General features: G+C 50.5%; 20 protein-coding genes and 1 pseudogene. 12 read left to right on the top strand and 9 right to left on the bottom strand.

Features of this window, described 5'->3' with window-relative positions; genetic code table 11:
- The first annotated feature begins 142 nt into the window (after window positions 1-142).
- The 5 genes from KO508_RS00930 to KO508_RS00950 all read left to right on the top strand — a co-directional run bounded on the left by KO508_RS00930 (window position 143) and on the right by KO508_RS00950 (window position 5,406).
- Window positions 143-1,159: a TRAP transporter substrate-binding protein gene (locus tag KO508_RS00930; RefSeq protein ID WP_216006480.1), complete on the top strand. Its 1,017-nt coding sequence runs from the start codon at window positions 143-145 to the stop codon at window positions 1,157-1,159.
- A 152-nt stretch (window positions 1,160-1,311) separates the two neighbouring features.
- Window positions 1,312-1,719: a TRAP transporter small permease gene (locus tag KO508_RS19005; protein WP_354668006.1), complete on the top strand. Its 408-nt coding sequence runs from the start codon at window positions 1,312-1,314 to the stop codon at window positions 1,717-1,719.
- A gap of 1 nt (window position 1,720) precedes the next feature.
- On the top strand, window positions 1,721-3,022 hold the full coding sequence (locus KO508_RS00940; protein WP_216006482.1) for a TRAP transporter large permease: 1,302 nt from the start codon (window positions 1,721-1,723) through the stop codon (window positions 3,020-3,022).
- Between the two features lie 198 nt (window positions 3,023-3,220).
- The gene (locus tag KO508_RS00945; RefSeq protein ID WP_216006483.1) at window positions 3,221-4,603 is read left to right on the top strand and encodes an amidase; all 1,383 of its coding nucleotides are present in this window, start codon (window positions 3,221-3,223) and stop codon (window positions 4,601-4,603) included.
- A gap of 20 nt (window positions 4,604-4,623) precedes the next feature.
- Window positions 4,624-5,406: a maleate cis-trans isomerase family protein gene (locus KO508_RS00950; protein ID WP_354668007.1), complete on the top strand. Its 783-nt coding sequence runs from the start codon at window positions 4,624-4,626 to the stop codon at window positions 5,404-5,406.
- A 326-nt stretch (window positions 5,407-5,732) separates the two neighbouring features.
- Here KO508_RS00950 and tnpA read toward each other — a convergent pair.
- Window positions 5,733-6,131: pseudogene (gene tnpA, locus KO508_RS19105) on the bottom strand (IS66-like element accessory protein TnpA); the annotation flags it as partial.
- 239 nt (window positions 6,132-6,370) lie between these two features.
- The gene (locus KO508_RS00960; protein WP_216006485.1) at window positions 6,371-8,140 is read right to left on the bottom strand and encodes a 7TM diverse intracellular signaling domain-containing protein; all 1,770 of its coding nucleotides are present in this window, start codon (window positions 8,138-8,140) and stop codon (window positions 6,371-6,373) included.
- 538 nt (window positions 8,141-8,678) lie between these two features.
- Between KO508_RS00960 and KO508_RS18760 the strand changes: the two genes are divergently transcribed.
- From KO508_RS18760 to KO508_RS00975, 3 genes are all read left to right on the top strand, one after another.
- The gene (locus tag KO508_RS18760) at window positions 8,679-10,127 is read left to right on the top strand and encodes a fibronectin type III domain-containing protein (RefSeq protein WP_252737749.1); all 1,449 of its coding nucleotides are present in this window, start codon (window positions 8,679-8,681) and stop codon (window positions 10,125-10,127) included.
- Between the two features lie 380 nt (window positions 10,128-10,507).
- Complete coding sequence (locus tag KO508_RS00970) at window positions 10,508-10,849, top strand: DUF805 domain-containing protein (protein WP_216006486.1); 342 nt, start codon at window positions 10,508-10,510, stop codon at window positions 10,847-10,849.
- 207 nt (window positions 10,850-11,056) lie between these two features.
- Window positions 11,057-12,136: a DcaP family trimeric outer membrane transporter gene (locus tag KO508_RS00975; protein ID WP_216006487.1), complete on the top strand. Its 1,080-nt coding sequence runs from the start codon at window positions 11,057-11,059 to the stop codon at window positions 12,134-12,136.
- 103 nt (window positions 12,137-12,239) lie between these two features.
- Here KO508_RS00975 and KO508_RS00980 read toward each other — a convergent pair whose 3' ends face one another.
- On the bottom strand, window positions 12,240-14,333 hold the full coding sequence (locus tag KO508_RS00980; protein ID WP_216006488.1) for a 3-hydroxyacyl-CoA dehydrogenase NAD-binding domain-containing protein: 2,094 nt from the start codon (window positions 14,331-14,333) through the stop codon (window positions 12,240-12,242).
- 149 nt (window positions 14,334-14,482) lie between these two features.
- Window positions 14,483-15,310 carry an IclR family transcriptional regulator gene (locus KO508_RS00985; RefSeq protein WP_216006489.1) on the bottom strand — a complete coding sequence of 276 codons (828 nt, stop codon included), beginning with the start codon at window positions 15,308-15,310 and terminating at the stop codon, window positions 14,483-14,485.
- A 508-nt stretch (window positions 15,311-15,818) separates the two neighbouring features.
- Between KO508_RS00985 and KO508_RS00990 the strand changes: the two genes are divergently transcribed.
- Window positions 15,819-16,988, top strand: coding sequence for an acyl-CoA dehydrogenase (locus KO508_RS00990; protein ID WP_216006490.1), 1,170 nt, complete (start codon window positions 15,819-15,821; stop codon window positions 16,986-16,988).
- 118 nt (window positions 16,989-17,106) lie between these two features.
- Here KO508_RS00990 and KO508_RS00995 read toward each other — a convergent pair whose 3' ends face one another.
- The 4 genes from KO508_RS00995 to KO508_RS01010 all read right to left on the bottom strand — a co-directional run bounded on the left by KO508_RS00995 (window position 17,107) and on the right by KO508_RS01010 (window position 19,065).
- Complete coding sequence (locus KO508_RS00995; protein WP_216006491.1) at window positions 17,107-18,072, bottom strand: arsenic resistance protein; 966 nt, start codon at window positions 18,070-18,072, stop codon at window positions 17,107-17,109.
- 24 nt (window positions 18,073-18,096) lie between these two features.
- Window positions 18,097-18,486, bottom strand: coding sequence for a DUF6858 family protein (locus KO508_RS01000; protein ID WP_216006492.1), 390 nt, complete (start codon window positions 18,484-18,486; stop codon window positions 18,097-18,099).
- A 147-nt stretch (window positions 18,487-18,633) separates the two neighbouring features.
- A complete protein-coding gene (locus KO508_RS01005; RefSeq protein ID WP_216006493.1) occupies window positions 18,634-18,774 on the bottom strand; it encodes a hypothetical protein in 141 nt (46 codons plus the stop codon).
- Between the two features lie 54 nt (window positions 18,775-18,828).
- Window positions 18,829-19,065 (bottom strand): hypothetical protein, encoded by a 237-nt coding sequence (locus KO508_RS01010; RefSeq protein ID WP_216006494.1) that lies wholly within the window; start codon window positions 19,063-19,065, stop codon window positions 18,829-18,831.
- A 131-nt stretch (window positions 19,066-19,196) separates the two neighbouring features.
- Between KO508_RS01010 and KO508_RS01015 the strand changes: the two genes are divergently transcribed.
- Together KO508_RS01015 and KO508_RS01020 are read left to right on the top strand one after the other, a co-directional pair.
- Window positions 19,197-22,451: a CHASE domain-containing protein gene (locus KO508_RS01015; RefSeq protein WP_216006495.1), complete on the top strand. Its 3,255-nt coding sequence runs from the start codon at window positions 19,197-19,199 to the stop codon at window positions 22,449-22,451.
- Window positions 22,438-23,349 carry a GGDEF domain-containing response regulator gene (locus KO508_RS01020; protein ID WP_216006496.1) on the top strand — a complete coding sequence of 304 codons (912 nt, stop codon included), beginning with the start codon at window positions 22,438-22,440 and terminating at the stop codon, window positions 23,347-23,349. The genes KO508_RS01015 and KO508_RS01020 overlap by 14 nt, the downstream gene beginning before the upstream one ends.
- A gap of 133 nt (window positions 23,350-23,482) precedes the next feature.
- Here KO508_RS01020 and KO508_RS01025 read toward each other — a convergent pair whose 3' ends face one another.
- The gene (locus tag KO508_RS01025) at window positions 23,483-24,073 is read right to left on the bottom strand and encodes a phenylacetic acid degradation protein PaaY (RefSeq protein WP_216006497.1); all 591 of its coding nucleotides are present in this window, start codon (window positions 24,071-24,073) and stop codon (window positions 23,483-23,485) included.
- Between the two features lie 464 nt (window positions 24,074-24,537).
- Here KO508_RS01025 and paaG point away from each other — a divergent pair, with 464 nt between their 5' ends.
- The gene (paaG, locus tag KO508_RS01030; protein ID WP_216006498.1) at window positions 24,538-25,329 is read left to right on the top strand and encodes a 2-(1,2-epoxy-1,2-dihydrophenyl)acetyl-CoA isomerase PaaG; all 792 of its coding nucleotides are present in this window, start codon (window positions 24,538-24,540) and stop codon (window positions 25,327-25,329) included.
- Window position 25,330: the final 1 nt, after the last annotated feature.

Consider the following 25,330-nt stretch of genomic DNA (forward strand, 5'->3'; position numbering starts at 1 on the left):
CCTTTTAGGTATAGAAGGTAATAAAAAAACGTATTGGACGCAAGTTATTTTTTTCCATAGCTTTAGCCTTAAGACTTTCTAGAGTAGTCCTGAGTTTTTAAAAAAAATGAAAACAATAGCTGTCAACAAGAAAGGGAAAAACATGAAAAAAATTAAAGTTAACGTTATTTGTGCAGCAACCTGTCTCTTTGCGAGCTTAACAGCAAGCAATAGCGCACTGGCTCAAAAAACTCACGAACTTACATTTTCGACATACCTCCCACCTGCTTACGAGTACGTTTCCAAGCCTATCGAACAGTTCATCAATGAAGTAGAAACAGAAAGTAATGGGCGAATAAAAATAAATTACTTCCATTCAGGCCAGCTTTACGATGGCTTCGGCGAGTTGTCTGCAGTTTCACGTGGTGATGTCGATATCGTTAATATGACCGGTGTTTATCCGAGCGGCTCTGTCCCAGCACTTAATATTTTCACACTTCCATTTTTATATGACGACACTGCTCACCTCAGGCGTTCGATTGATGCTGGGATACTTGACTTAGGCATTCGACAGGAGCTAAGCGAAAAACATAACACCGTCATCCTTGGAGTCGGCCCTTGGGATCCTTACGAATTTTATAGCAAGAAAAAGCCAATCATAAAAGCCGACGACATTAAGGGACAGCTTTGGGCAACATCGGGATCTGGGGATGCTCGCGCATTCCAATTGCTTGGAGGTGCTCCAGGCAGCCTGTCTTCCTCCGAACTATATTTAGCATTTGATCGCGGCGTCATTGATGCAACGGTTCGCCCACTCCTAACAGGAATTGGCCGCAACCTTTATGAAGTTGTTGACTATGTTTCCTTATCTACTTTTAGTATCGACATTTCTCTTTTAGCCATAAATAAAGAAAAGTGGGAGAGTTTGCCTTCTGATCTTCAAGCGATCATTGTCCGTGCAGCAAAAAACCGAGACAATGACCAATATGCTCGCGTCGATTCATTCATAGATGAGGCTATCTCGACTTACAAATCTCATGGACTTAAAGTTAATAAAATTGCACCCGCCGAAGTCTCAAAGATGAAAGAACTTACAGCACCTGCGGTGGATGAATGGTCAAGCAAAGTGAACAGAAGCGAAGAATACTTCGATATCATCGAAAAAACCAAAAGCCACTAAGCTGCACTACAGTCGCCCTCAGGGGCGACTTCTAATTAACTAGTCTAGCTCATGGTCACACTATGAAGAAAAAAACAAATCATATCACAAAAATTTCGAACCTTCTTAGTAATTCTGGAATATTTGCCTCTGAACTATCATTGCTAATATTAATGATAATAACAGCATACTCTGTAACTTCTCGGTATGTCTTTAATAGTCCTAGCATCTACGCTCTAGAAATAAGCATATACTTTCTAATTGCTTGTACATGGGGGGCCGTCGGTTGGATTCATAAAATAGATAGACATGTAAGCGTTGATTTTTTCATCCTTAAACTGCCTGGCTTCTGGGGATCTTCCGCTCGTATAGTTTCTGAACTAGCTGTATTAACATTTTGTACAATGTTGATTTTCGCAGGCACCGATAAGGTTATAGAGAGCTTCGAAAAATCATACCGATCGACCTCTTTACTAGAAATGCCTTTGTGGATACCGTACGCCGCGATGCCAATTGGTGGTTTTTTATTAGCAACAGTTACCATTGCACGCCTTACCACCAAATCCGGCGAGGAGGTGTGATATGGAACCTGTTTTTATTTTTTATTTAGTTGTTATTTCCTTTGCGATCCTAATGGTGGCAGGAACACCAATTTTTGCCTCTCTGGGTGTTGCAAGCATGCTAGGCATTTTTATCTATGGAGGTATATCTGCATTAGGGGGCATACCTGACATTCTGTATCGTGGACTTTCTTCATACTCACTAATATCAATTCCTCTATTTATTTTAATGGGGGAAGTTATAGCTCGAACTAGTATTGGGGGAAAGCTATTTAACGCATTCATACTATGGCTCAACCGCCTACCGGGCAACCTCGCTGTTGCCAGTGTGGGCAGTTCGGCGGTATTTGGCGCAATGAGTGGGGTTAGTGTGGCTGGTGCGGCGACAATTGGACGATTTGCAATACCAGAGATGCTTAAACGCGGCTATGCGCCAACTCTTGCCTCTGGAACAGTTGCGGCGGCAGGAGCGCTAGCACTGTTAATCCCCCCCAGCATTGGCTTTGTACTATATGGTGAGGTAGCGGGTCAATCGATTGGAAGACTGTTCACTGCGGCCGTAATACCTGCAATATTAATTACTGGACTTATGGTTCTTTATGTATCCGTTATAAGCAATATAAATCCAAACGCCGCACCCCGAGTTAGCAGAGACGTTCTTTGGTCTCAACGTTTCCGAGCCATTGCTGATATTTGGTCAGCTGTATTACTGATACTTATTGTTCTGGGCACCATTTACTTCGGGATCACGACACCTACGGAAGCTGCAGGTTTAGGTGCCGTCGGTGCATTCTTTATTGCGGGTATTTTTTACCGTGAACTTAGTTTTGCTAAGGTTTTTGAAATATTCAGATCAACAGCCGTAACCAGCGGTATGATCATGCTCATATTGATTGCGGCCTTGCTATTTGGATACCTACTGACTCGTTTAATGATCCCTCAGCAACTAGTGATTTTAGTGACGGAGCTCTCTCTTCCTGCTTGGGCTACTCTGATTTTAGTAGTATGTTTTCTACTCATTATCGGAATGGTACTTGATATAGTATCAGTTATAGTAATAACAACACCTATATTGCTACCACTCATGATATCTCTTGGGTATGACCCAATATGGTTTGGAGTCATTATAATCATTAGCTGTGAAGTAGCTGCTATAACTCCACCTGTAGGACTTAACTTGTACGTCATCAAAGGAATTGCACCGTCCGTATCTCTCAATGACATTATTCGTGGAGCAATGCCATTCGTTGTTCTACAAATTATTGCTATCATTATACTGGCCCTGTTTCCAAGTCTTGCGTTATGGCTTCCTTCGATGATGTAAAATATCAGCAAGTATAAATTCGAAAACATATATTAAAATTGGCATTGCAACGCAAAAAAAGGAAATATCATAGCGCCAAATAAATCCAGTGCATTAATACTCAAAACCCATAAAATCTCAACGTATCATACGCTTATACGCTTTGTATTTTTTGCCCAGTAACGCGAAAAATAGGTTTGAATCCTAGGAGAGCTCTCAATGGATACTGAACTGACGAAAAACAAAAGTAATCGTAATAATGAAAATAAAATGTTGACCTTTTACGACCACGTCCCGAGGTTTTTGGAAGGGAGTGATAGTCCCCGCGCGTACCTTGAGCGCTGTATAAATACCATAATCAAGCGCGAGGCAGAGGTACAGGCATTTGTTTCAATGAACTTAGTCCGTGCACGAGCGGATGCTGACGCATCAACAATGAGGTATGCAGCAGGAAAGCCGCTTTCACTCGTAGACGGCATGCCCATAGGAGTTAAAGACCTTTTTGAGACTGAAGATCTGCCAACCGAAGTCGGTAGTCCTTTATTTAAGGGAAAATGCACCGATCGAGATGCCGCGGTGGTTCAAGGCTTACGCGAAGCTGGCGCTATTATACTCGGGAAAACGGTCACTGCTGAGTTCGGTTTTTATAGCCCTGGGCCAACGCGCAACCCTTTAGATATAACCCGGACTCCAGGGGGGTCATCTAGTGGCTCAGGGGCTGCCGTTGGAGCAGGTATGGTCCCCGTGGCAATTGGCACTCAAGTTGTCGGCTCATTGATTCGTCCATCAAGCTTTAATGGCAACTTTGGCTTCAAGCCAACTTTTGGGGCGATCAATAGCTCCGGCGCCCACTCTAACCTCAGCCAGTCGGTTCTCGGCATGCATGCCGGATCTCTGACAGATGCGTGGATAGCGTCATTTGAAGCTGCGCGTTTTGCGGGTGGAGACCCTGGCCACCCTGGGCTTTACGGTATCGATGAACCCATGATGAGCACAAAGCCAAAGGCGCTTGCTCGGATTGAAACTGCTGGCTGGCAGAAATGCAGCCCCGAAGTAAGGGAGTTATTTGAAAGATTGGTTAAGCGCATAGAAGAGAAGGGCGTAAATATAACTGACCGCTTTTGCGATATTAATGTCGAATCTTTTGAGTCCTCAGTAGAGCCTGCTTTGGATATTACAAACGATATATGTGGATATGAGTTTCGTTGGCCTCTATCCAGTTATCAACGGCGTGGGCCGAATGCTATTAGTAGCAATATAGCACAACGCCTAGAACGTTGGAAAAGCATTGAGAATGAAACCTACCGCAACCTTTTACAACAACGTGAAAAAATACGGAGCCAGCATGAACGCCTGAAAGATAGTGTTACCGCACTAATCACTCTTTCGGCAACAGGTGCAGCGCCGAAGGGCCTAGAATACACTGGAGATCCCATTTTCGCGGTTACATCCTCAATCCTAGGTGCTCCAGCGATCAGCCTTCCTTTACTTGAGGTCGATGGAATGCCGCTCGGAATTCAAATAATTGGCTATAAACATCGTGATGCAGAACTCTTCGGCATTGCACGCTGGATCATGAGCATCTTCGATCATAAAGTCTAACTTCAATTAATAGGGGATAAATAATGCGCAACTATCGAATCGGACAAATTGTTCCAAGCTCCAACACAACTATGGAATCAGAAGTATCTGCAATGCTGCGTGCCCGCGAAGCTTTGGCACCGGAGCGGTTCAGCTTCCATTCCAGTCGCATGCGTATGAAGCAAGTCAATACCGAAGAACTTGCGCGAATGGACTCAGACTCAGATCGCTGTGCGCTTGAGCTTTCGGATGCCCACGTTGATGTATTGGGCTATGCCTGTCTTGTCGCTATTATGAGCATGGGAAAAGGCTACCATAGAGTATCCGAAGAGCGCTTGTTAAGGCGTACAAGAGAAAATGGAGCTGAAGCCCCTGTGATTACGAGTGCCGGCTCTTTAATCAATGGGTTGAATTTAATCAAGGCTAAAAAAGTTGCAATTATCACTCCTTACATGAAACCGTTGACTAAGGTTGTTGTTGATTATATAGAGAACGAAGGGATAGAGGTCGTTGACGCAATAGCGTTAGAAATCCCTGATAATATAGAAGTCGGCCGCCGCGACCCGAATGCACCGGCTGAACTAGCAAAAAAGCTGAATTTAGCTAACGTAGATGCGATAGTAGCGTCTGCTTGCGTTCAAATGCCCTCCCTCACATCAATTAGCACAATTGAACGTGAGCTGAATCTGCCAACAGTCACTGCTGCCAGTTGCACTACATACTTCATGTTGCGCTCTCTTGGTCTGAAGGAGTTCGCGCCTGATGCTGGCGCTCTTCTAAATGGAGACTATATAAGCAACACCTCTCACCAATCCGTTAAGTAGATCTGCTTAAATATTTATAAATGGGTTCATCTTATCTGAGTTTGAATTGCCTGATGAACCCATTTGATGTCTATCCGTGATTCTAGATGTTCCAGACTACCCGTATAGATTAATGTTAGAAAATTATGGCTCTGCAGGTGCCATGGACTCAACGGCCAGTTTCCCAAGTTACACCCGAGAACAGATTCGGGTGGTCTTTAGCGAAGGCAAGAATCTACTGTTTCATGCTGCGCGCCTAGAATTTGTGGTGATGGTCAGCAGCCACCAACACCGCTTGCCCGTCACTACCATGATGCTGATTATTGGCGATGATTTGATCAAACATTTTAATCAGGCTGTCCACTGCGCCGTGTCTGACCCAGCATGCATATCCAAAGGTTCTGTGGCCAACCAGATTTCGTCAATGTGGATCGTGGCAACAGTTCGCGCAGAAAGGCCGCGCACTGATCAGATTGCTCGGCCGGCCATTCCACCACAATCGGGCCACCGGCGCGGGGAATCTCGATGCGGATGGCGCGATGCTTTTCCACAACTGGAGGCGTTGCTGCAGGAACCCTGACCGGCACGCACACGGGCGCTGTTGATGACCCATTGCCGGCGCGTCGTGCCTCATTGATCCACCGTCGGAGCATGTTGGCACTCAGACCATTATCCAGAGCAATGCGAGAAACGGACGCTCCGGGCTTTTGACACTCGGCCACCAGCCTGGCTTTGAATTCCGGGACGTGCCGACGACGCGGCCGGTAGGTTTGGTTACGCTTAAGTTACTCATAGTAGGTGTCCACTAAAGAATAAGTGGACACTATCCTGACGGCTTTGGAGCCAGGCTCAAGATGGGTTTGCCGGACGTTTACACTCTTAGTGACTGAGAGCTTGCCAGATCCCCCCCCTAATGACCCGGCTGAACGAACACTTCATCCTGCTGAAAGAGCCCGCTGACCGCGGCGGTCAGCGGTTCATGGCCCTAAGTAAATAAGCAAACATCATTCTTGCGCGCCTTTTTGACCTGATACATTGCTTCATCCGCACCTCGTATCAGCTCACGACTTGTCAGCTCGCCTCCCCAACCAATTCGAATTCCCACGCTGGCACCAACGCTTACCACCTCTCCCGACGGCAGAGTCACCGGTTGGGTAATCGCTTCGCGCAACCGGCGGCCGATTTCCAGCGCACTAGCTTCGGAGGCGACGTTCTCGGTGACCACTACAAATTCATCGCCTCCCATCCGGGCTACACGGTCACTGCCCCGGGCTTCCTTCTGCAGGCGACGCGCTATGGTTTGAAGCAATAGATCTCCGGCCTCATGGCCGTATAGGTCATTCACTTGTTTAAAGCCGTCTAAATCGACCAAGATCACTGCTAGAAGCTCATCTCGGCGCTGCGCTCTCTGTGTGAATTCTTCCAGATGAGTCATTAGACCATAACGGTTGTAGAGCCCGGTGAGTGGATCTTTCACTACCTGAAGTTCCAGTTCGGCCTTGGCAACCTCCAACTCTGAGGTTCGCTGAACAACCCGGTTTTCCAGTTCGCGCTCCTGCAGTTGTAGCGACACCACAAGCTGGCGCTGGGCCTCTTCCTTTTGACGTTTGAGTTCGTTAAATCGAGCCGCCAAACCAAAGGACAACAAAACCATTTCAATTGCGGAACCGATTTGAAGGCCGTAAACGGTGAAAAAGTTGGATGGTATCCAGCCCAGATTACGGACCGACAGTAGTGCAGCTCCTACCAATAGCAGTAACCAAGCCACCAAATATATTCGGGCAGCAGGAATACGATAGCGTGCGGCGCTAATCCCACTGATGATGAGAAATACGGTAGTCAACACACCCATCGCCGACATTATTTTGAGGGCGCCCTGTACTGGAACCACTAATGTCGTCAGAGTCCCGCACCACCAACAGATCGCCATGATCAATAGTGCTTGGTCCCAGCGTGGAGCAATCCGACGCATATTCAGAAAGCTGCGGGCAAACATCACCGCCAGAGTGGCAGCCAAGGTGTACCCAGTTGGCAGAATGCGGTTTCCCCATTCACCAACCAGCCCTGGCCAAAGCAGCAAAGGTCCCAGATCGTTCATGCTAGAGGCGGCAATACCAAAACTGAGCACAAACAGCGAATACAGCAGAAAAGAACGCTGACCGGTTCCGAGAAACAGCAGGAAATTATAGGTTCCTAGCGCCACCAGCATGCCGAAGTACAAAGCCAACCATACGTACTCCTGATCACTGTCCTCGTAGAACTCAAAGATCGGCGCCAGCCGAGCATTCAGCGTCATGCTGGCATGGGTACTCACCCGCAGGTACAGCGTCGCCCGCTCTCCGGGCTCAAACGAAATCGGGAATACCGGCTTGCGATGGGCCACCACGCGATCCATCGGCGCTAGGTTGCGCCCAGACTGCATATGCTCAACCGCGCCATTGGCGCTCACCCGATAAAGCTGAATGTCATCCAAATAGGCATAGGTAAACTCAAGGATTCGGTCCAAACGCTGGCTCGAATGGGATTCCACTTCAATCCGCATCCAAAACACGTCAGGTGTGTAGCCCTGATGGAGATCACCTGACGTGACTGGGCCGAAAGGCTTGATTCCGCTGCGCACCTCTTCGAACGTCAGCTCACCACTGGTGTCTCGCAGCAAGGAGATAAATCCGTCCAATGGCTGAGCCATGCGTTCGTCCAGCGCCAGCACACGGTCTGCGCTCCAGCCCGAGACCGTCGCCAGCAGCAACCACACAAGGACCAAGCACCGACTTGTCAAACGGCAACCACCCGACAGCAAACGCATCTCTCCCTTAGAACTACACTGCCGGATCAAATGATCGAGGCAGAAGAATTATAGCGGCTATTCGGTAATACAGACAGAACGGTCAACAACGAGTCAGGTAGCTATCGGTAAAAAGAGACCTGCTGGGCGCTTTATAAAAAAATAGTATTCTAGCGCCTCAGTTCAATTGTAAATTTCTTTATCTCAACGTACGCTAAATCGCCTTTTTGTGTACGGAAACACTATGAAATTCAAGAACGAAAGAGCGCCTTGGCAATTGACGTCTGACGTTTTGCGAGCATTTCAGTTTGAGCGCTTGGCTAACAGGTACCGCTGGCCCGGCCTTAGCGCTGAGTCCTGAGAGGACATAGCGCGGTAGCCGAACGCATTGATACATCGCGAGCGACGGTAAATTGACTCATTTAGTAACCAAACAGCGCCATATTTTACACCATTTAACACCTTGGCCGGATAGGATTGCATTGTCCACTTTTTCCGGAGATGCATAATGCCCTTCCCAACCAACACACGGCTAAGCTACCTTGCCATCGCGCTAAGCGCGCTACTGACAGCCTGTGGCGGCGGTGGCTCGTCATCCTCTACAGCTGAAGCTCCCGATACATCGGCGAACACGCCAGACTCCAGCGCACCCGATACTAATCTCCCCCCTGTCGAAACAACGGATCGAAATTTTTGGGTAGAGGGGTTTGCGGTGAAGGGTGCAATTGACGGAGGGCTGATCTCTATTTGGTACCTCAAGCCTGATTTCAGGACAGATGATGGATGGGAGCAGATAGGCGAAACCACTAGAACCACCCAGAATGGCGCATTCCGTATCTCAGTGCCTGAGGTTTATACCTCTCAGCCGTTAAAAGTGGTTCTAAAATCCGATACGCAAACCCTAATGCGTTGCGACGCCAAACCAGCATGTAATACACCCTCTGGTGTCAGTGTGGGTTTTGGCGAGTGGTTTTGGCCGGGAAACAACTTGGAACTTAAGTCCCTCGTGAATACGGCTGATGCAAGCCAAAGCGTGGTTTTAACACCGCTGGTAACCCTAGTATTTGAAAAGTTCATTAAGTCTACGAGCCGCAGCTTTTCCAAGTTTGCAGAGCTGCTCCGGTTTCAGGAAGACCGTTACGGCCTCGACGCTGGCGCGCTTTGGAGAAAGCCCATCGATCTGGCAGCACCCGACTTGAACAACGTTCAAGCGTCGGACTTGAAAACGGCCCTATTGAATATTGCCTTTCTGAGTCTTGCAGATGGTCAAGAGTGGAACACGTTAGGCGATGTGCTTAACGCTGCCCGAGAAACCGCTGACCCCAATGGTGACTTGCCCCTTGAAGCGGGAAACAATCTGGGCCTGAGTGTTGAGCTGTTAACGCTTGCAGGTATGCTTCAAGCGGATTATTTACAGGACTACCTGAGAACTGCAGGTGTTCACAGTGGGGTTATCACCGCAGCGGTGGCTGGCCTTGAGGAAACTCTGATATCAACCGGAAATACACCTGCACCTCAGCCAACTCCGGAACCAGCGCCTACGCCTGAGCCAACACCTCTACCTACTCCAGAGCCTGAGCCCACGCCCGAGCCAACACCTGCACCCACTCCAGAGCCAGAGCCTACTCCCGAGCCAACACCTCTGCCCACTCCTGAGCCTGAAACCCCACCGGTGGTGGTAACTGGCTCTGCGACAATGAGCTGGACCGCACCTGGAACCCGAGTAAATGGCGTGTCGCTGACAATGGGTGAAATTGAGAAGTATATTGTCAAGTACGGCCAAGAGCAGAACGTTGAAGACAGAGCCAACGAAAAAGTGGTTGAAGATGGCCAAGCAATGGAATACCAGATTACGGGCCTTACGGAAGGCACCTGGTACTTCGCAATCAAAACCATAGATACCAATGGCCTTGAAAGTGACTGGTCAACCTCTGTGAGCAAAACGATTTCCCGGTAACTCCGAGACATCAATCTCTGACTTTTCAACACTGCATAAAAATAAGCCAGCCTGTCTATTATGACAGGCTGGCTTATTTTTACTTATTGCGTGAGTGTGTGCACCAATGGATCCGCGAACAGCGTGCGTTCGGGCACGCCTATCAGTTGATTCCGGTCTCCCGCAATATTCAACTCGGCCCTGGGGAAATCAGCACAATTTTCCGCAGGTACAAAGCGAAACCAGTCCTCATTGCCTGCACTTTGCGCAAAAGGAGAAAGCCCCTATTTTCTTAAACATCAAAGCTATAACATTATCGCTTCAACAAACCGTGCGACCTGCAAACCCCATGTAGCAGGCAAGCTACTTGATGCAATGCACCTTTAGATTAAGGATAAAATATGGAACATTTCACGGCAGCATTCAGCAATTTCGCCAACTTCAGTGGTCGTGCAACACGCACGCAATTCTGGATGTTCATGCTGATCTACTTTTTGATCATCATCGGCCTGACCATCCTTGAAGTGGTCATCGGATTCCCAGCCATACTATCTACAGTGTTTTCGTTGGTAATGCTTGTTCCCAGTCTTTCCTATGGTGCCCGCCGCCTCCACGACATGGGCCGCTCTGGCTGGTGGCAACTGCTCCTCTTTATACCTATTCTTGGTTTCATCATCTTATTGGTAATGTTTTGTATGCCAACCAAGCCCGAATCTATTGAGGTGTACCCTCCCCAAAAATAAAACGCACCAAGCCGCCAGCGCGGAGCTGGCGTGCACTGGCGGCTATCTAACCCCCACAGGTGCGCAGGCACCTGTATAGAAAAGAAAAAAGACCTCATAGACATTCGTCTAACTAATAGAAAAATTTATTTGAATTGTCATGAATTGGTAACTATCTTGACTGCGAGTCCTACAAAAATAATTATCTAATGTGTGGAGACAAGAATAATGCAAAGCAACAAATTGAGAATGGCCATTCGTGCGACCGCGACTGTGGCAGTTTTGGGTATGGCTAGCCAGGCACACGCTTTTGACTTCAAAGCAGGCGATGTAGATGCAAGTGTTTATGGCTACGCTCGGCTGAGCATGAGTTATGATATTGATGAAAATCTCGCCAACAACGTTCAATCCGCTAACCCTAACGGCATAACTGGCAGTGACATTGGCGGGCATTTTGGAGCCTCAGCTGCTCAAAGCCGGATTGGTGTAAAAGCCACCAACGCAAACGGCGTTAAGTTTAATATTGAAGGCGATTTCGCACCCGGTAACTTCCGCCTGCGTCATGGTTATGGCTCATACAAGGGCGTTCTAGCCGGTCAGACCTGGTCAAACTACAATTCCTTTGTTGGCAGCACCCCGACGTTAGATTTCAACGGTGTAGTAGGCAACGCTGGTTATCAGGCACGTACGGCACAGCTCCGTTACACGACAGGGGCGATGTCTTTCTCAGTGGAAGATCCGCAATCCAGTGTCAACTCCCCCGCCGCACTCGACAGCACTCCGGCGTTCACTGCCCGGTTTGAGAATAGCTCCGGCGGCATGGGCTTCTCCGCAGGTGCAGTGGTTAAGCAAAACTCTTACGACGACGGCACGAATGACGATTCAACCCTCGGCTTCGGCGTGTTTGGCGCAGCCAGCTTCGCAATATCGGACATGTTCAGCATTCGTGGTGCTTTAAACTACGTTGACGGTGCGACCAACTATCTTTACCTTTCCGGTGGTTCCGATGCGGTTGTGCAGGGCACAAGTCTGGAAAATAATTCAGGCATGGGCGGAACTCTTGGTACCTCCATCAAACTCGGCGGTGGCAGCAGCATTAACGTTGCTTACGGTATGACCACTCTGGATGACGAGAATCTGGCTGCTAGCGATACAGAAGCCAACCAAAACCTCTTCGTCAACTACATGTGGACCCCAGTTCAGAATGTCATGATGGGTGTTGAGTACGGCTATTTTGAGAATGAAAAGCAAAGTGGCGCTAGCGAAGACGCCAGTCGCGTCATGTTCGCAGCCCAGTACAACTTCTAAATCGTACTGCTAAGCTAGTAATCATACGCCCCGGAATATACCGGGGCGTTTTTTTGGCTCTGTCATATCTCGGCTTTTTGGCACCGGTGACCAAATAACGACCTTACAAGTCGCCTAACTTCCGACCATCAGCAACCAACTGCTTCAGCAACGAAGCAGGCTTCCACTGCTCCCCGCCAACCGACGCGTGATACTTCTCCACCGCAGCCAGAATCACATCCAAACCAATCTGGTCCGCCCAGAACATAGGCCCACCGCGATAAGCCGGGAAGCCATAGCCATAAATCCAGACCACATCGATATCCAGAGCCCGATCAGCAATTCCCTCCTCCAGAATCTTCGCTGCCTCATTCACCATCACATACATACAACGCTCAAGAATTTCCTGATCCGTAATCTCACGGGAAGCGATGCCCTGTTCCTTACGGAAATCCTCAATAATCCGCTCCACTTCAGGATCGGGAATCGGATTACGACTGCCCTCTTCGTACTTATAAACACCCGCCATGGTCTTCTGGCCCAGACGACCTTGTTCAGCAAGCTTATCCATCCAGCTGGGTGGAACATTCTCGCCAGCATTACGCAGCTCTTCACTAATGCGGTAGCCCACATCAATACCGGCGAGGTCCGACATGGCAAACTGGCCCATGGGGTAACCGAGATCCGTTAGCACCTTGTCGACCTGCTGCGGTTTAGCCCCTTCGTCAACCAGCGCCATGGCTTCAATGCCACGCTTGTGCAGCATACGGTTGCCCACAAAACCGTGGCAATTACCTACCAACACGCCTACCTTCTTGATCTTCTTAGCCACGGCCATCACTGTCGCCTTCACCTCATCTGAGGTCTTGCTACCGCGAACATTCTCCAGCAGCCTCATCACGTTGGCAGGGCTGAAGAAGTGCATACCTACAACGTCTTCCGGGCGCTGAGTAGTAGAGGCAATTTCGTCAATATCCAGAGTGGACGTGTTGGAGGCCAGAATGGCTCCGGGCTTACAGATGCTGTCTAGCTTCGCGAAAATCTCTTTCTTGACCGCCATGTTTTCAAACACGGCCTCGATCACCAAATCCACGTCTTTGAAATCATCATAGTCCAAGCTTCCGGTGATCAGCGCCATCCGGTCGTCCATCTGCTTCTGGGTGATACGTCCTTTTTTGGCAGAGTTCTCGTAGTTCTTACGGATAATCCCCAGACCCTTGTCCAGAGCTTCCTGTTTCATTTCTACGATGGTGACGGGGATACCAACATTGGCAAAGTTCATGGCGATGCCACCACCCATGGTGCCTGCGCCAATAATACCAACGCTGTTTACGTCACGTACCGGTGTATCCTTCGACAACCCTTTCACTTTGGAGGCTTCGCGTTCCGCAAAGAAGGAATGAATTTGCCCTGCCCGCTGCGGCGAGTTCATACACTCTACAAACAGCTCGCGCTCGCGTTTTAAACCTTCTGGGAACGGCAGGTTAAAGGCCGCCTCAACAGCGTCCACGCACTTGAATGGAGAAAACTGGCCGTGGGCCGTTTTTTTCAGTGAAGCGCGGAATTGCTCGAACACGTCGCGGCCTTTATCTGCCGCAATCTTGTCGGTCAGGTCCCGTACCCGGCGTACAGGCATGCCCTCATCTACAACTTTTTGGGCAAAGGTCATGCCAGCCGCTTTCACATCCTTGCCTTCATCAACTGCATCCACAATACCAAAGCCCAATGCGTCCTTGGCTGGCACAAACTGCCCTGTTGTAATCATCTCCAGCGCTTTCTGAGCCCCCGCCAACCGTGGCAGGCGCTGGGTGCCGCCAGCTCCAGGCAGGAGGCCGAGCTTTACCTCCGGCAGACCAACTTTGGCACTGCTTAGCGCAACCCGGTAATGGCAACCCAGAGCGGTTTCCAGCCCACCACCTAGAGCGGTGCCATGGACCGCGGCAACCAGAGGTTTACCGCTGTTCTCATACCGTTCAACCACCGAAGCCAACCCGGGCTCCTGCATAGGCTTACCAAATTCGCGAATATCAGCACCTGCTATAAAGGTGCGACCCGCACACACCAACAAAAGCGCCTTGGCATCAGAATCCTTTTGCCCCTGTTCCAGCGCGGCAATCAGGCCGGAACGCACTGCATGGCTGAGGGCATTGACTGGCGGGTAGTCCACTGTAATTACGCCAATATTGCCTTCACGACTGTAAGTTACGACTTCAGACATAATCTCTTCCTCGCTCTATATGGAATTTAGTTTTAACAAGCGAAATTTTTGTACGACTTAATATAAGTTCTCTCAGGATTTCAGCCACCCTTTATAATCCCCCATAAAAAAACCGCAGGGGGCATCCTGCAGTTTTTTATGTGGGCGCTTTAAACGCCTAGCGATTCTATGTCACTCGCCAGCATGGCCAACTGGTGTGCAATCGAGTCGCGAAGCTTCTCCGCAGGCACCAAGTAAGACGGAGCAGCGCAGGTTAGCGCCATGATTGTTCCGTCCTGCAAATGAACGGGAACACCTGCAGAATTGATATTGCGATCCCATTCACCGAGCGAAAGACAAAAGCCGTACTGCTTGTAGTCTTCCATGGCACGATCCAAACCTTCCTTTTTCTGGGGCCAGGCTTCTGAGCCATATTTTATCGCCATCGCGTCATCAATGACCTTTCGTCCTTTGTCTGAGATTGCGCAGTAATAGGCCCGGCCCGCAGATGTAGTCGCCAATGGCAGCCTCTTACCTATATCCATTCGCAACAACGAGGTTTCCGGCGGCAAACGGTTTTCTACGTAGATCATGTGCAGGCGATCCCGGCAAGTCAGGCCAATAGACATGTTGTTGTGACGAGCAAATTCATCCATGTAAGGCTTGGCCAACTGGCGAACTTTCAGATTGGACACATACGCATAACCCAACGCGAGTACACCGGAGCTAAGCTGGTATTTTTCCAGCTGAGTGTTGTAACTCAGATACCCCAGCTTGGTCAGCGTGTAGGTCATACGGGATATCGTCGGCTTGGGCAGACCAGTAATCCGGGCAATATCCTGATTACCAAGAATGACAGAGCCTTGGCTAAAAGCGCGCAACACATCCAGACCACGGGACAGTGCCTCGACGAACTTGCGATCCTTCTCCGGCTTCGCCGGTTCGCCGTCACTGGAGGCTGCCATGAGTTCGGGTGAAGTGGTTTTTGCTTTGGGCATAGTGTCGTGTCCTCCAACAACGTCGCCTGCTCCCGAGTTCCGGGGGATCAATTTCATGCATATAAAGTGAGCGGCATTTTGATCGCCGATGAACTCAACCACCACTAACTCGGGGCAAGACAAGAATTTCAAAAGCTAATACCGTCAAAGGTAACAGCCAGCGATCTGCCGTACTGATACTTGCCTAGCCTTTGGCAGGACCACATAGTTAGACGAGGTCTCTGCTTGCATTTCACACACAGCCTGATTAGTCTTTTTTCAACCATTACAGAACTGCGTTTCGCTTAATGAAACTACACTAGCGAAAATAACAAGACAACCCGGCATTTATTTGCGGTGGGCTTTCGTTAACTCAGACTGGGATTAATGCGAAGTTTGCCGCTCAGGCTCTCGAATGTACCACTAGACTGACTATGCGCCCTATCGACAGGCCCGGCTGATCCCGAACGGAGGTCACACTGCCACTGTGATTGAACGAGTTAACAACTGTTTTAATGAGGAGAAGAACATGGCTTCTGCACCTTGGAACGACCTACTGCAGCTTGAAAAACAACTGGATGAAACCGAACGTCAGGTCCGGGACAACATTCGCGGCTTTTGTGATCAGCGCCTAATGCCCAGCATTGTCGAGGCCAACCGTCACGAAAAGTTTGATCGGAGTATCTTCACCGACATGGGCAATCTCGGCATGCTGGGCGCCACCCTGCCGGAAGAGTACGGCGGCCCGGGCCTTAATCACGTCTGTTACGGACTGATCGCCCGTGAGGTGGAGCGTGTTGATTCTGCCTACCGCTCCGCATTGAGCGTTCAATCTTCACTGGTTATTCACCCGATTCACGCCTTCGCTCAGGAAGCCCTGAAAAAGCGTATCTTGCCTAAGCTTGCCTCCGGCGAATGGGTGGGTTGTTTTGGCCTGACCGAGCCCAACCACGGATCTGACCCGGCTGGCATGGAAACCCGCGCCAAAAAAGTCGACGGAGGCTACCTGCTGAGCGGCTCCAAAACCTGGATCACCAACTCACCCATCGCAGATATTTTCGTGGTGTGGGCCAAACTGGACGGCAAAGTAAACGGCTTTGTTATCGAGCGTGAAGGCGCCAAAGGTCTGGAAACTCCGAAGATTGAAGGCAAATTCTCGCTGCGCGCATCTGATACCGGCTCTATCTTTATGGATGAGGTGTTTGTACCAGAAGAAAACAAGCTTGACGTAGAAGGCTTGAAGGGCCCCTTCAGCTGCCTGAACAAAGCTCGCTTTGGCATCAGTTGGGGTTCACTCGGCGCAGCCGAATTCTGCTGGCATGCAGCCCGTAACTACACCCTAGAACGCAAGCAGTTCGGCAGGCCCTTGGCTGCCAACCAGTTGATCCAGAAAAAGCTGGTCGATATGCAAACCGAAATTACTCTGGGCCTGCAGGCCGCATTGCAACTGGGCCGAATGATGGACAGCGGCGACGCGACGCCGGATGCAGTCTCCCTACTCAAACGCAATAACTGTGGCAAGGCTCTGGATATCGCTCGCGTTGCCCGCGATATGCACGGCGGGAATGGCGTAGCTGACGAGTACCACGTAATCCGTCACGTAATGAACCTCGAAGCGGTGAATACATACGAAGGCACTCATGATGTCCACGCCCTGATTCTTGGCCGTGGCCAAACCGGTATTGCAGCATTTAGCTGAAGCCCAACACGACGAGGCTACCCAGTGAATATGAAATACACCACTGAGGAGCCCGCTTTCCGGGACGAAGTGCGAGCGTTTCTGGCTGGAAAGCTGCCGGGAGTGTTCTTCTGACCCATCACTCAGGTGTACCAAAAAGGCGGTCAGTGAATTTCACATACCAAGCTGCCGCCTGCACCTGAACAATGTACGCCAGTGCTATCAACAACGCGGCATCCGCGCCTTCTTCTCCGAAGACACCCATGGCGATAGCCAGAGCTATAGAGAGGTTACGCATAACCGTGCCGTACACCAGCGCAATCGCGTCACCTCTGGGGAATAGCGCCTTGCCAACCAGTGTACTGATTACAAAGTTCAGGGCGTAAATAAGTAACAAAGGTGTCAGATACGCCAACAACGAGCCGGGATTGTTCAGAATATCCTGCGACTTCAGCGCCATGGAAACAAACACCACGCCCAACACCCCAAGGGTAGAAAACGGCGGGAATTTTGGTTTTATGTCCTTCTGAAAACGCTCCTGACCATGCTTTGATATTAGCGCGCGCTGAGTGAGATAACCCAGCACCAATGGCAGAAACACAATCAGCGCAATCTGCATGAACACCTGAGAAACCGGAATTTCGATCACCGCGCCCAGCAGCCCTTTGAGATAAAGCGGCGCAAGCAGGGAACCAGCAATCAGGCCAACCACTGTCATTCGAACCGCAGCGGGCACATTACCTTTTGCGAAGCCTGTCCAGGAAATGGTCATGCCGGAGGTTGGGAGCAACGATGTTAATAGAAGCGCCAGTCTGGCGAATGGCTCAGCCGGGAAGAAGAGCAAGCCCGCACCGTATCCGATTGCAGGTATCAGAATAAAGTTGAGCAACTGGGTTGCCCACATCAGCTTGCCACCACCCGGTTGCAACAACTGGCGTAGGTTCATGGTGACCATCATCGGGTAAACCATCAGAAAGGTAAGCGGAAGTATCGCCCAGCGCAACGGGCTTGGCTCAACAATCTGCCCGGCTAGAAAGCCGGCAACCATGGAGAGCGGAATACTCCAAACCAGATGCTTCTGCATCCAGAATAGTAATGGCCACATACGTCTCCCTCCCCCAAATACAGGTTAACTGTTACGAAGCGACAGTGCCCAGGCACGCATGGCTTCGTTGGCTGGTACCTGCGGGGCATCCATAAAACTCACCACAAAATGCTCCCCCATATCGGCAATGCCAATGGAGCGGGGCCTTACCGCCAGCACAAAGGGGTTCGGAAGCGCTCGCCCAAAGCAGAACACCACGTTTATTGCGGCTTGAATATCAGGTGCGACGTCTCCTTCGATCTCACGGCTGTGGGTTAGGTGATCAAAGGTGGTGATATAGGAGACTCTGGGAGCCTCTTCAATGCAACGTTTAAAGTAATCTGCAATCTGCTCTGCGGATTCATATTGAGTTTCAGACTTCTTGATATCCAAAACGGTGATGGGATACTTTTCCTGAAAGTTCAGTTGCTTCATGCTGGCCTCAATAGTTTGTCAGCGAAATGCGAATGACGACCGCATTGCTGAGCGACCCTGTCCTGATTCACGCTTAAGGTCTCCCAGCCCTTTCCATAAGGCTAGGCCAGAACTCTACGAAGCACAGTGACAAAGTCACCAAGCAAGCTACGCAGTTTGTGGGCTACCTCCGGTAGTGATCAGCACTGGACTATCTGCCAGCAGCAACTCAGTGACCGGCATAGGCTCCAGACGGGTGTGGCAACCTTCGTCCACCACTATACCGTTGACCACCTTAAGACTAGCCATCTCAGCGCGTTCCGTATTCGGCAGCAGTAGGTGCTTTATCAATACATAGCGGAGCTATTGCGTGCCATCACCTCGCACGCCCAAACGGTCAAGATAAACGTGCAGCTCTGCCTCACTCATATCAACATACTCCAGCACCCTCCCATATAGCATCACGGTAGGTACGTTGCGCCCATTCCGCTCTTTCTGGGTTTCATGGATCAAGTACAGAATCAGCCTCTCAGTACGTGTGAGTCCGTCACGTGCGTCTGGAATCACCTCCAAAACCTGCTGCCACTCTTCAGGGCTCATAAGCTTCCTTTGTTTCACGCCGATACACACTCACGTCCAGCTCCCCTAACTGTTTGTCTTACTGGTACTTTCCAGAATCCTCGGCTAACCTGAATCTTGGTACTGAAACTCACTGCTTAACAGATCAGTATATGGCAAAGACCCGGCGCGCCGCAGCTCAGATAACCAAACTGCATTGGATAGTGATCTGCCTTTCCTTTCTGCTCACCGTAGCAGCCTGGCAAATCTCTTCACAGATTGCCGATGCCAGAGCGGAAGACCAGTTTGAGCAAAGAGTTGAACAACTCAATGAACTGTTATTGGACCGGATGCAGAAATACGAGTTTGCGTTGATTTCCGGGGCAGGTGCCATCCGCGCAAACAATAACAGCCTCTCGCTCACACAGTGGCGACAATTTGCAGAGGTTCTTGCCGTGCAAGACCGCTTGCCGGGGGTTCGCGGTATTGGCGTTATCAAAAGAGTGCCGGTAAGTGACCTTGAGACCTATCTTGCAGAAGAACGGAAAGCACGTCCGGATTTTCGTATTCACCCGCCTCACACAGGTTCAGACTTTTGGCCCATCACCTACCTTGAGCCTCTAGCCGGAAACGAAGCCGCCATTGGCCTTGATATGGCACACGAATCAAACCGCTTCACTGCCGCTCAAAAAGCGATGCGCACAGGCCAAACACAAATTACTGGCCCGATAGCACTGGTTCAGGACGATGAGAAAAAGCCGGGCTTTCTGTTTTTCCACCCCTTCTATCGTACTCAGGAAGCACAGCATCAAGCCAACAAGGAGGCTGATTTCCTTGGTCTTGTGTACGCGCCTTTTCTTGTTTCCCGGCTGATGGAAGGCACTTTGGCAAACACGAACCGGCTGCTGCACTTTCAGATCAGTGATGGCGACCACCAGCTTTACAGCGAGTTCAGTGAAACAGCGGAGAATAACTACGACACCTCACCCATGTTCCAGACCTCCTATTCTCTCGATATCTATGGGCGGGAATGGCAATTTGAGGTACAGACAACCCAGCTTTTCGAGAAATACAACGTCAGCAAACAGCCTGCAGCCATTTTGGTGAGTGGCCTGATTATCAACGGGCTCATACTGGCGGCCTTCCTCCTGCTTTCCAACGCCAAACGGCGGGCCGAACAGGAGGTTATTGAAAAGACGGCTGAGCTGAACATGCAAAAGCTGGAAGCCGAGTCTGCTGTTAAAGTGAAAACGGCCTTTCTTGCTAATATGAGCCACGAAATCCGTACACCAATGAACGCGATTATCGGCATGTTGGTGCTTTTGAAAGAGGCCCACCTTAACGACCACTCCCGCCGTCTGGTAAGCAAGGCATTCTTAGCTTCCGAGGTGTTGTTGCAGCTTTTGAATGACATTTTGGATCTGTCCAGAATCGAAGCAGATCATATCGAGCTGGATTATCAGCCGTTTGAAATAGAAACTCTGGTTCAACGCAGCGTTGAGTTGTTCGCCATCACTGCCGAAGAGAAAGGGCTGAAACTGCGGGTGAACATTGCGCCGTCCACGCCTAAGTGTGTCACAGGCGACCTCCTGCGAATCTCTCAGATATGCACCAACCTGGTCGGGAACGCAATCAAGTTCACTCAAGAAGGCAGCGTGAGTGTGAGCATCGGGTTTAGCAGCACTGACGAGACCCACGGAGTGCTCAAAATCACCGTAAGCGATACCGGCATCGGGATCAGAGAAGAGGACCAACAACGGGTTTTCGAGAACTTTCGTCAGGCCGATGAATCCACCAGCCGTGTGTTTGGTGGCTCAGGCCTTGGTTTGGCAATCAGCAACCATCTCGCCAAACTCATGGGCGCAACGCTCAGTCTGGAAAGCGCTGAAAATCAAGGCTCCAAGTTTACTCTGATGATTCCGACTGCTCTGGCCGAGAACGAGAAAAGCATCGGTACTCGACATATTACAAGCCCTATCCAAGTCTATCACTATGGCATGAACCACAACCTTTCCCTTCTGGAAACCTATCGCGAACACTGGTCTCTGGAACTGACAAAAGCTGCAACCCTGAATGAGATCAAGTCGGTATTGGCAGGGGGGGCTGGCGAAGGGGGTGCCAAGCCTTCAATGGTGATCGTCGATATGGAAGATGTCGAAACAGAGGTTGCTAAAGGGTTTGTGCAGGAGGTGTTGGCGGCACAAGAGCAATACCAGATGGAGGGCCTGCTGGTGGTTGTACCCGCTGGCTTCAAGCATAGCTGGATAACTGAGTTTCAGGATGCCGGAGGCCGCACCGCCTATGAACCTCTAACTCCCTCCAAACTATTCGAACATCTCGCGCCGAAGCAGTTGGAAGAGCACACGCTCTCATCGTCTCCTCGCGCCCTATTCCACAACCTGAGGGTACTGATCGTTGATGACGTACAGCTCAATTGCGAAATTGTTGCAAGCTACCTAAGCTCGTTTGGTGTGCAGTCCGAGTCTGTCCATAACGGAGCCGACGCCATGCAACGTCTGGAAAGCCGCCCATACGATCTTGTTCTAATGGATCTTCATCTGGACGGCGAAACGGGACAGGACATTACCCGACAGATTCGAAGCCACAGAGGTATCAGCCAACCGATCATAGCTGCGCTTTCTGCCTCTATATCCGAACACGACCGAAGCAGCGCTTACAGCGCGGGTATGAACGACTATCTGACCAAACCTGTTCTTCCAGGAGACATTCAAAGGTTGCTGCAAGCCTTTTTCAAAGAGCATGCTGACAGCAGCCAACTATCAGCCCCAGCTGATGCTGTAAGCCCCTCGAATCAAACATCTGAAGCTAAGTTGCCCGATTTCATATCTCGGTCTGCGTACCAAGTCATGTTCGGATCCGATCCCGCTTTCTTTAATCGTTGCCTGCGCAGCTTTTTAGCCAGTTCTACAGAAATGATCGCTGACCTCAAACGCTGTGTTCAGCATAGCGATCCCGCAGCGGTCAAACTCATTGCCCACAAGATAAAAGGGGCGGCGGCCAATATTGCCGATACTGAACTTGCAAGTATCGCAGGCCAGACTGAGAAGGCCGCTGAACAAGGTCAGTCAGAACCCAATGCCGAAGAGCTTCTGGCAACCCTGCTGGAGCACGCTCAACAACTTTCCCAAATAGCCGGGCCTGAAGAAGCTCCGACGCCAGCCAACAACAAGGCTACAGAGCCCGTCACACAGGTCATTGCGCGAATGGCGCAGCGACTGGCCGGCAATCGTATTGCGAGCGACGGCGACATCGATCAGGTGTTGGAATTTCTGCGCGAGAATGACGAAACTACCCTTGCATCACGCCTGCGCCGGGCACTTGAAACTTACAAATTTAGAGAGGCCACCGACCTGCTGTCGAAGATCAAAGCCGACGGCAGAGGCAATCAACCTGATGAGCATAAATAGAGTACCAACGGTACTGATCGTAGAAGATGAACCTGTAGGCATTGCCAGCCTCGTTGGCATTCTAGGGGACGCCTGCGAGCTGATCATCAGTCAGAGCCTGTTAGAAGCAAAAGAGCTACTTTCTGATGAGATAGACATAGTGCTTCTCGACGTTTACCTACCCGACGGCTCTGGACTCGTTTTCCTAGACGAGCTGAGGGAGTCCGAACGGTTTGCCTACGTGCCTGTGATCTGCATTTCTGCTTCTGACAACACACAGGATATCGAGGAAGCGTTTCGGCGTGGCGCAACAGACTATGTTCTGAAGCCATTCAATAAAACCATACTAAACTCAAAAGTATCGACATTTATTGACCTTAAACGCAAAACCGATATGTTGGCAGAAGCAGCTCTTATTGACCCCTTAACCAGAGTTGGCAACAGGCGGCTGTTCAACCAGCAGTTTGATCTGGAATGGCGACGAGCTTGGCGCCAGAACAACTCCATAGGGCTGGTGCTGGTTGATCTGGATCGTTTCAAACAGATCAACGATCAACATGGCCATGCTCAGGGCGATGCGTGCCTACAAACGCTCGCGTATACCATGAAAACCAGTTTTGCGCGGGCTGGTGAGGTGGTTGCACGCATAGGAGGTGACGAGTTTGTGGCGATTATACCCGGAGCCGGTTTGCAAAATACCGTGCTAGCAGCAAACAACCTGATGCAGTCCATTCGGGCAAAATCCCAGAACCGCCCACAGCTTGCGAAAGCTTGCCCACCTTTCACTATATCCGTCGGTTGCTCGGCAATTCAGCCGCCATCGCTGTCAAATGCCGCCGAGTTGGTCGAAGCCGCAGACAGGAGCCTTTATGAGGCGAAGGCGGATGGAGGGCGCAACTGTGTCAGGCCCTTACTTTGAATTAACCGGGCAATATGGTTGTGCGAATTGGCGAAACCATGGGTGCCCGGGTTGTGGCTGAGGGCGTGGAAACCCAAGCCCATGCGGACTTTCTGGCCTCCAGACACCCGCAAGTGTAGCTGCAGGCGGGCGCCTACTGATCCTTCAGGTCGTGCTCGCCAATCTGAAGCTTTGGCCTACCTGCATCCACTTCAGCCAGTGGCGCACACTCCCGCATGTTTTCGAGACACCGGCGGGTTAGCCTCTGATACTCCTCAGTGCCCCGATGCTTCCAGCTGACTTCTTTATCGCTTAACTGGCGCAGCACTTTGGCTGGAGAACCTACAATCAGGGAGGCCGGTTCGCAGGTGAAGCCGCTTTTCACAAATGCTGCTGCGCCCACGATAGATTTTGTCGCGATAACAGCTTCATCCATAACAACGGCGTTCATCCCTACCATGGCACCTTCTTCGATCACGCAGCCATGCAACACAGCGCCGTGCCCAACGTGTCCGTTGCGCCGGATAATGGCATCACGCCCAGGAAATGCATGCATCACGCAGGTGTCCTGAAGGTTGGCTCCCTGTTCCATCACAATTCGGCCAAAATCTCCACGCAAAGACGCACAAGGGCCTACATAGCAATCAGGGCCCACATGCACATCTCCAATAAGCACGGCAGTAGGGTGGACATAAGCCGTGGGGTGAACCACTGGCGTTACACCGTCAATTCGGTAACAAGGCATAAAGCCTCCTTATAACGTGTTTGTTTTTGGAATTTTTAGCTACATCTTTTGTATCAGAATAAACATTGCATAGCTTACACAGTGGCGGTGAAGGTTATAGCCCTTCTCAAGGCCTTCTAAGACTAAAGGCTAACAAAAAAAATAGCCTTTAAAATCATTATCCTATGAGGCCAACACTTATATCACACATAAAGTGATACAAAAATTCGATTTGAGATTCTTGACCGGTATCAATTCGAACCTATACTCTTTCCTTAAATCAATAAGGCGGATCACCGCCCTGCGGCTGCCGCCTTGATAACCGTCAGGCCTTACCGACAAACTCTTAGAACAATGCAACGCCGGAACCGCTACACCACAGATACTGCTCCCGGACAGACCGGGTAAAGGCGGTAGTCTGTCTGGTTTAAACCCCCACCCGAAGCGATCAAAACGGGTTTCACTGCTATAACAAGGACTCCCCCATGACAGAGCAGAGCGTACTTCTCGATATCGATCAGGGAATTGCCAAAGTAACCCTGAACCGCCCCAAAAGCCTAAACAGCTTCAACGTTGAAATGCATGAGCAAATGCGCGCGGCGCTTAAAACCATTCGTAACGACCACAGTGTGCGGGTCATGTTGCTTACTGGGAATGGTCGCGGCTTCTGTGCGGGGCAGGATCTTTCGGATCGCAATGTTAAGCCCGGTGCCGAGGCGCCAGATTTGGGGTACTCCATTGAGACCTACTACAACCCGATGCTGCAAGCCATTCGGGACCTGCCTATGCCGGTTATCTGTGCCGTTAACGGTGTTGCTGCCGGTGCAGGCGCAAACATTGCCCTCGCCTGCGACATCACATTGGCTGCTCGCTCCGCAAACTTCGTGCAGGCATTTTGCAAGATTGGCCTAATTCCAGACTCCGGCGGCACATGGACGCTCCCACGCGCAGTGGGAATGGCCAGAGCAAAAGGCTTGGCCATGCTGGGAGACAAACTCAGCGCCGAGAAAGCAGAACAGTGGGGCATGATTTGGCAGTGCGTGGAAGACGACGCACTTCAGGATGAAGCCATGAAGCTGGCACGCCACTTCGCGTCCCAGCCCACCAAAGGTTTGGCGATGATCAAGCGCGCGTTGCACGCCAGTACAGACAACAGTTTTGAAGAGCAAGTGGTCTTGGAAAGAGATCTTCAGCGCGAGGCAGGGCGCACAGACGACTACCGTGAGGGTGTTGCCGCGTTCATGGAAAAGCGTGCGCCTGAGTTCAAGGGGCAATAAA

It is taken from the genome of Marinobacter salexigens (genome assembly GCF_018860765.1).
GTDB classification, from domain to species: domain Bacteria; phylum Pseudomonadota; class Gammaproteobacteria; order Pseudomonadales; family Oleiphilaceae; genus Marinobacter; species Marinobacter salexigens_A.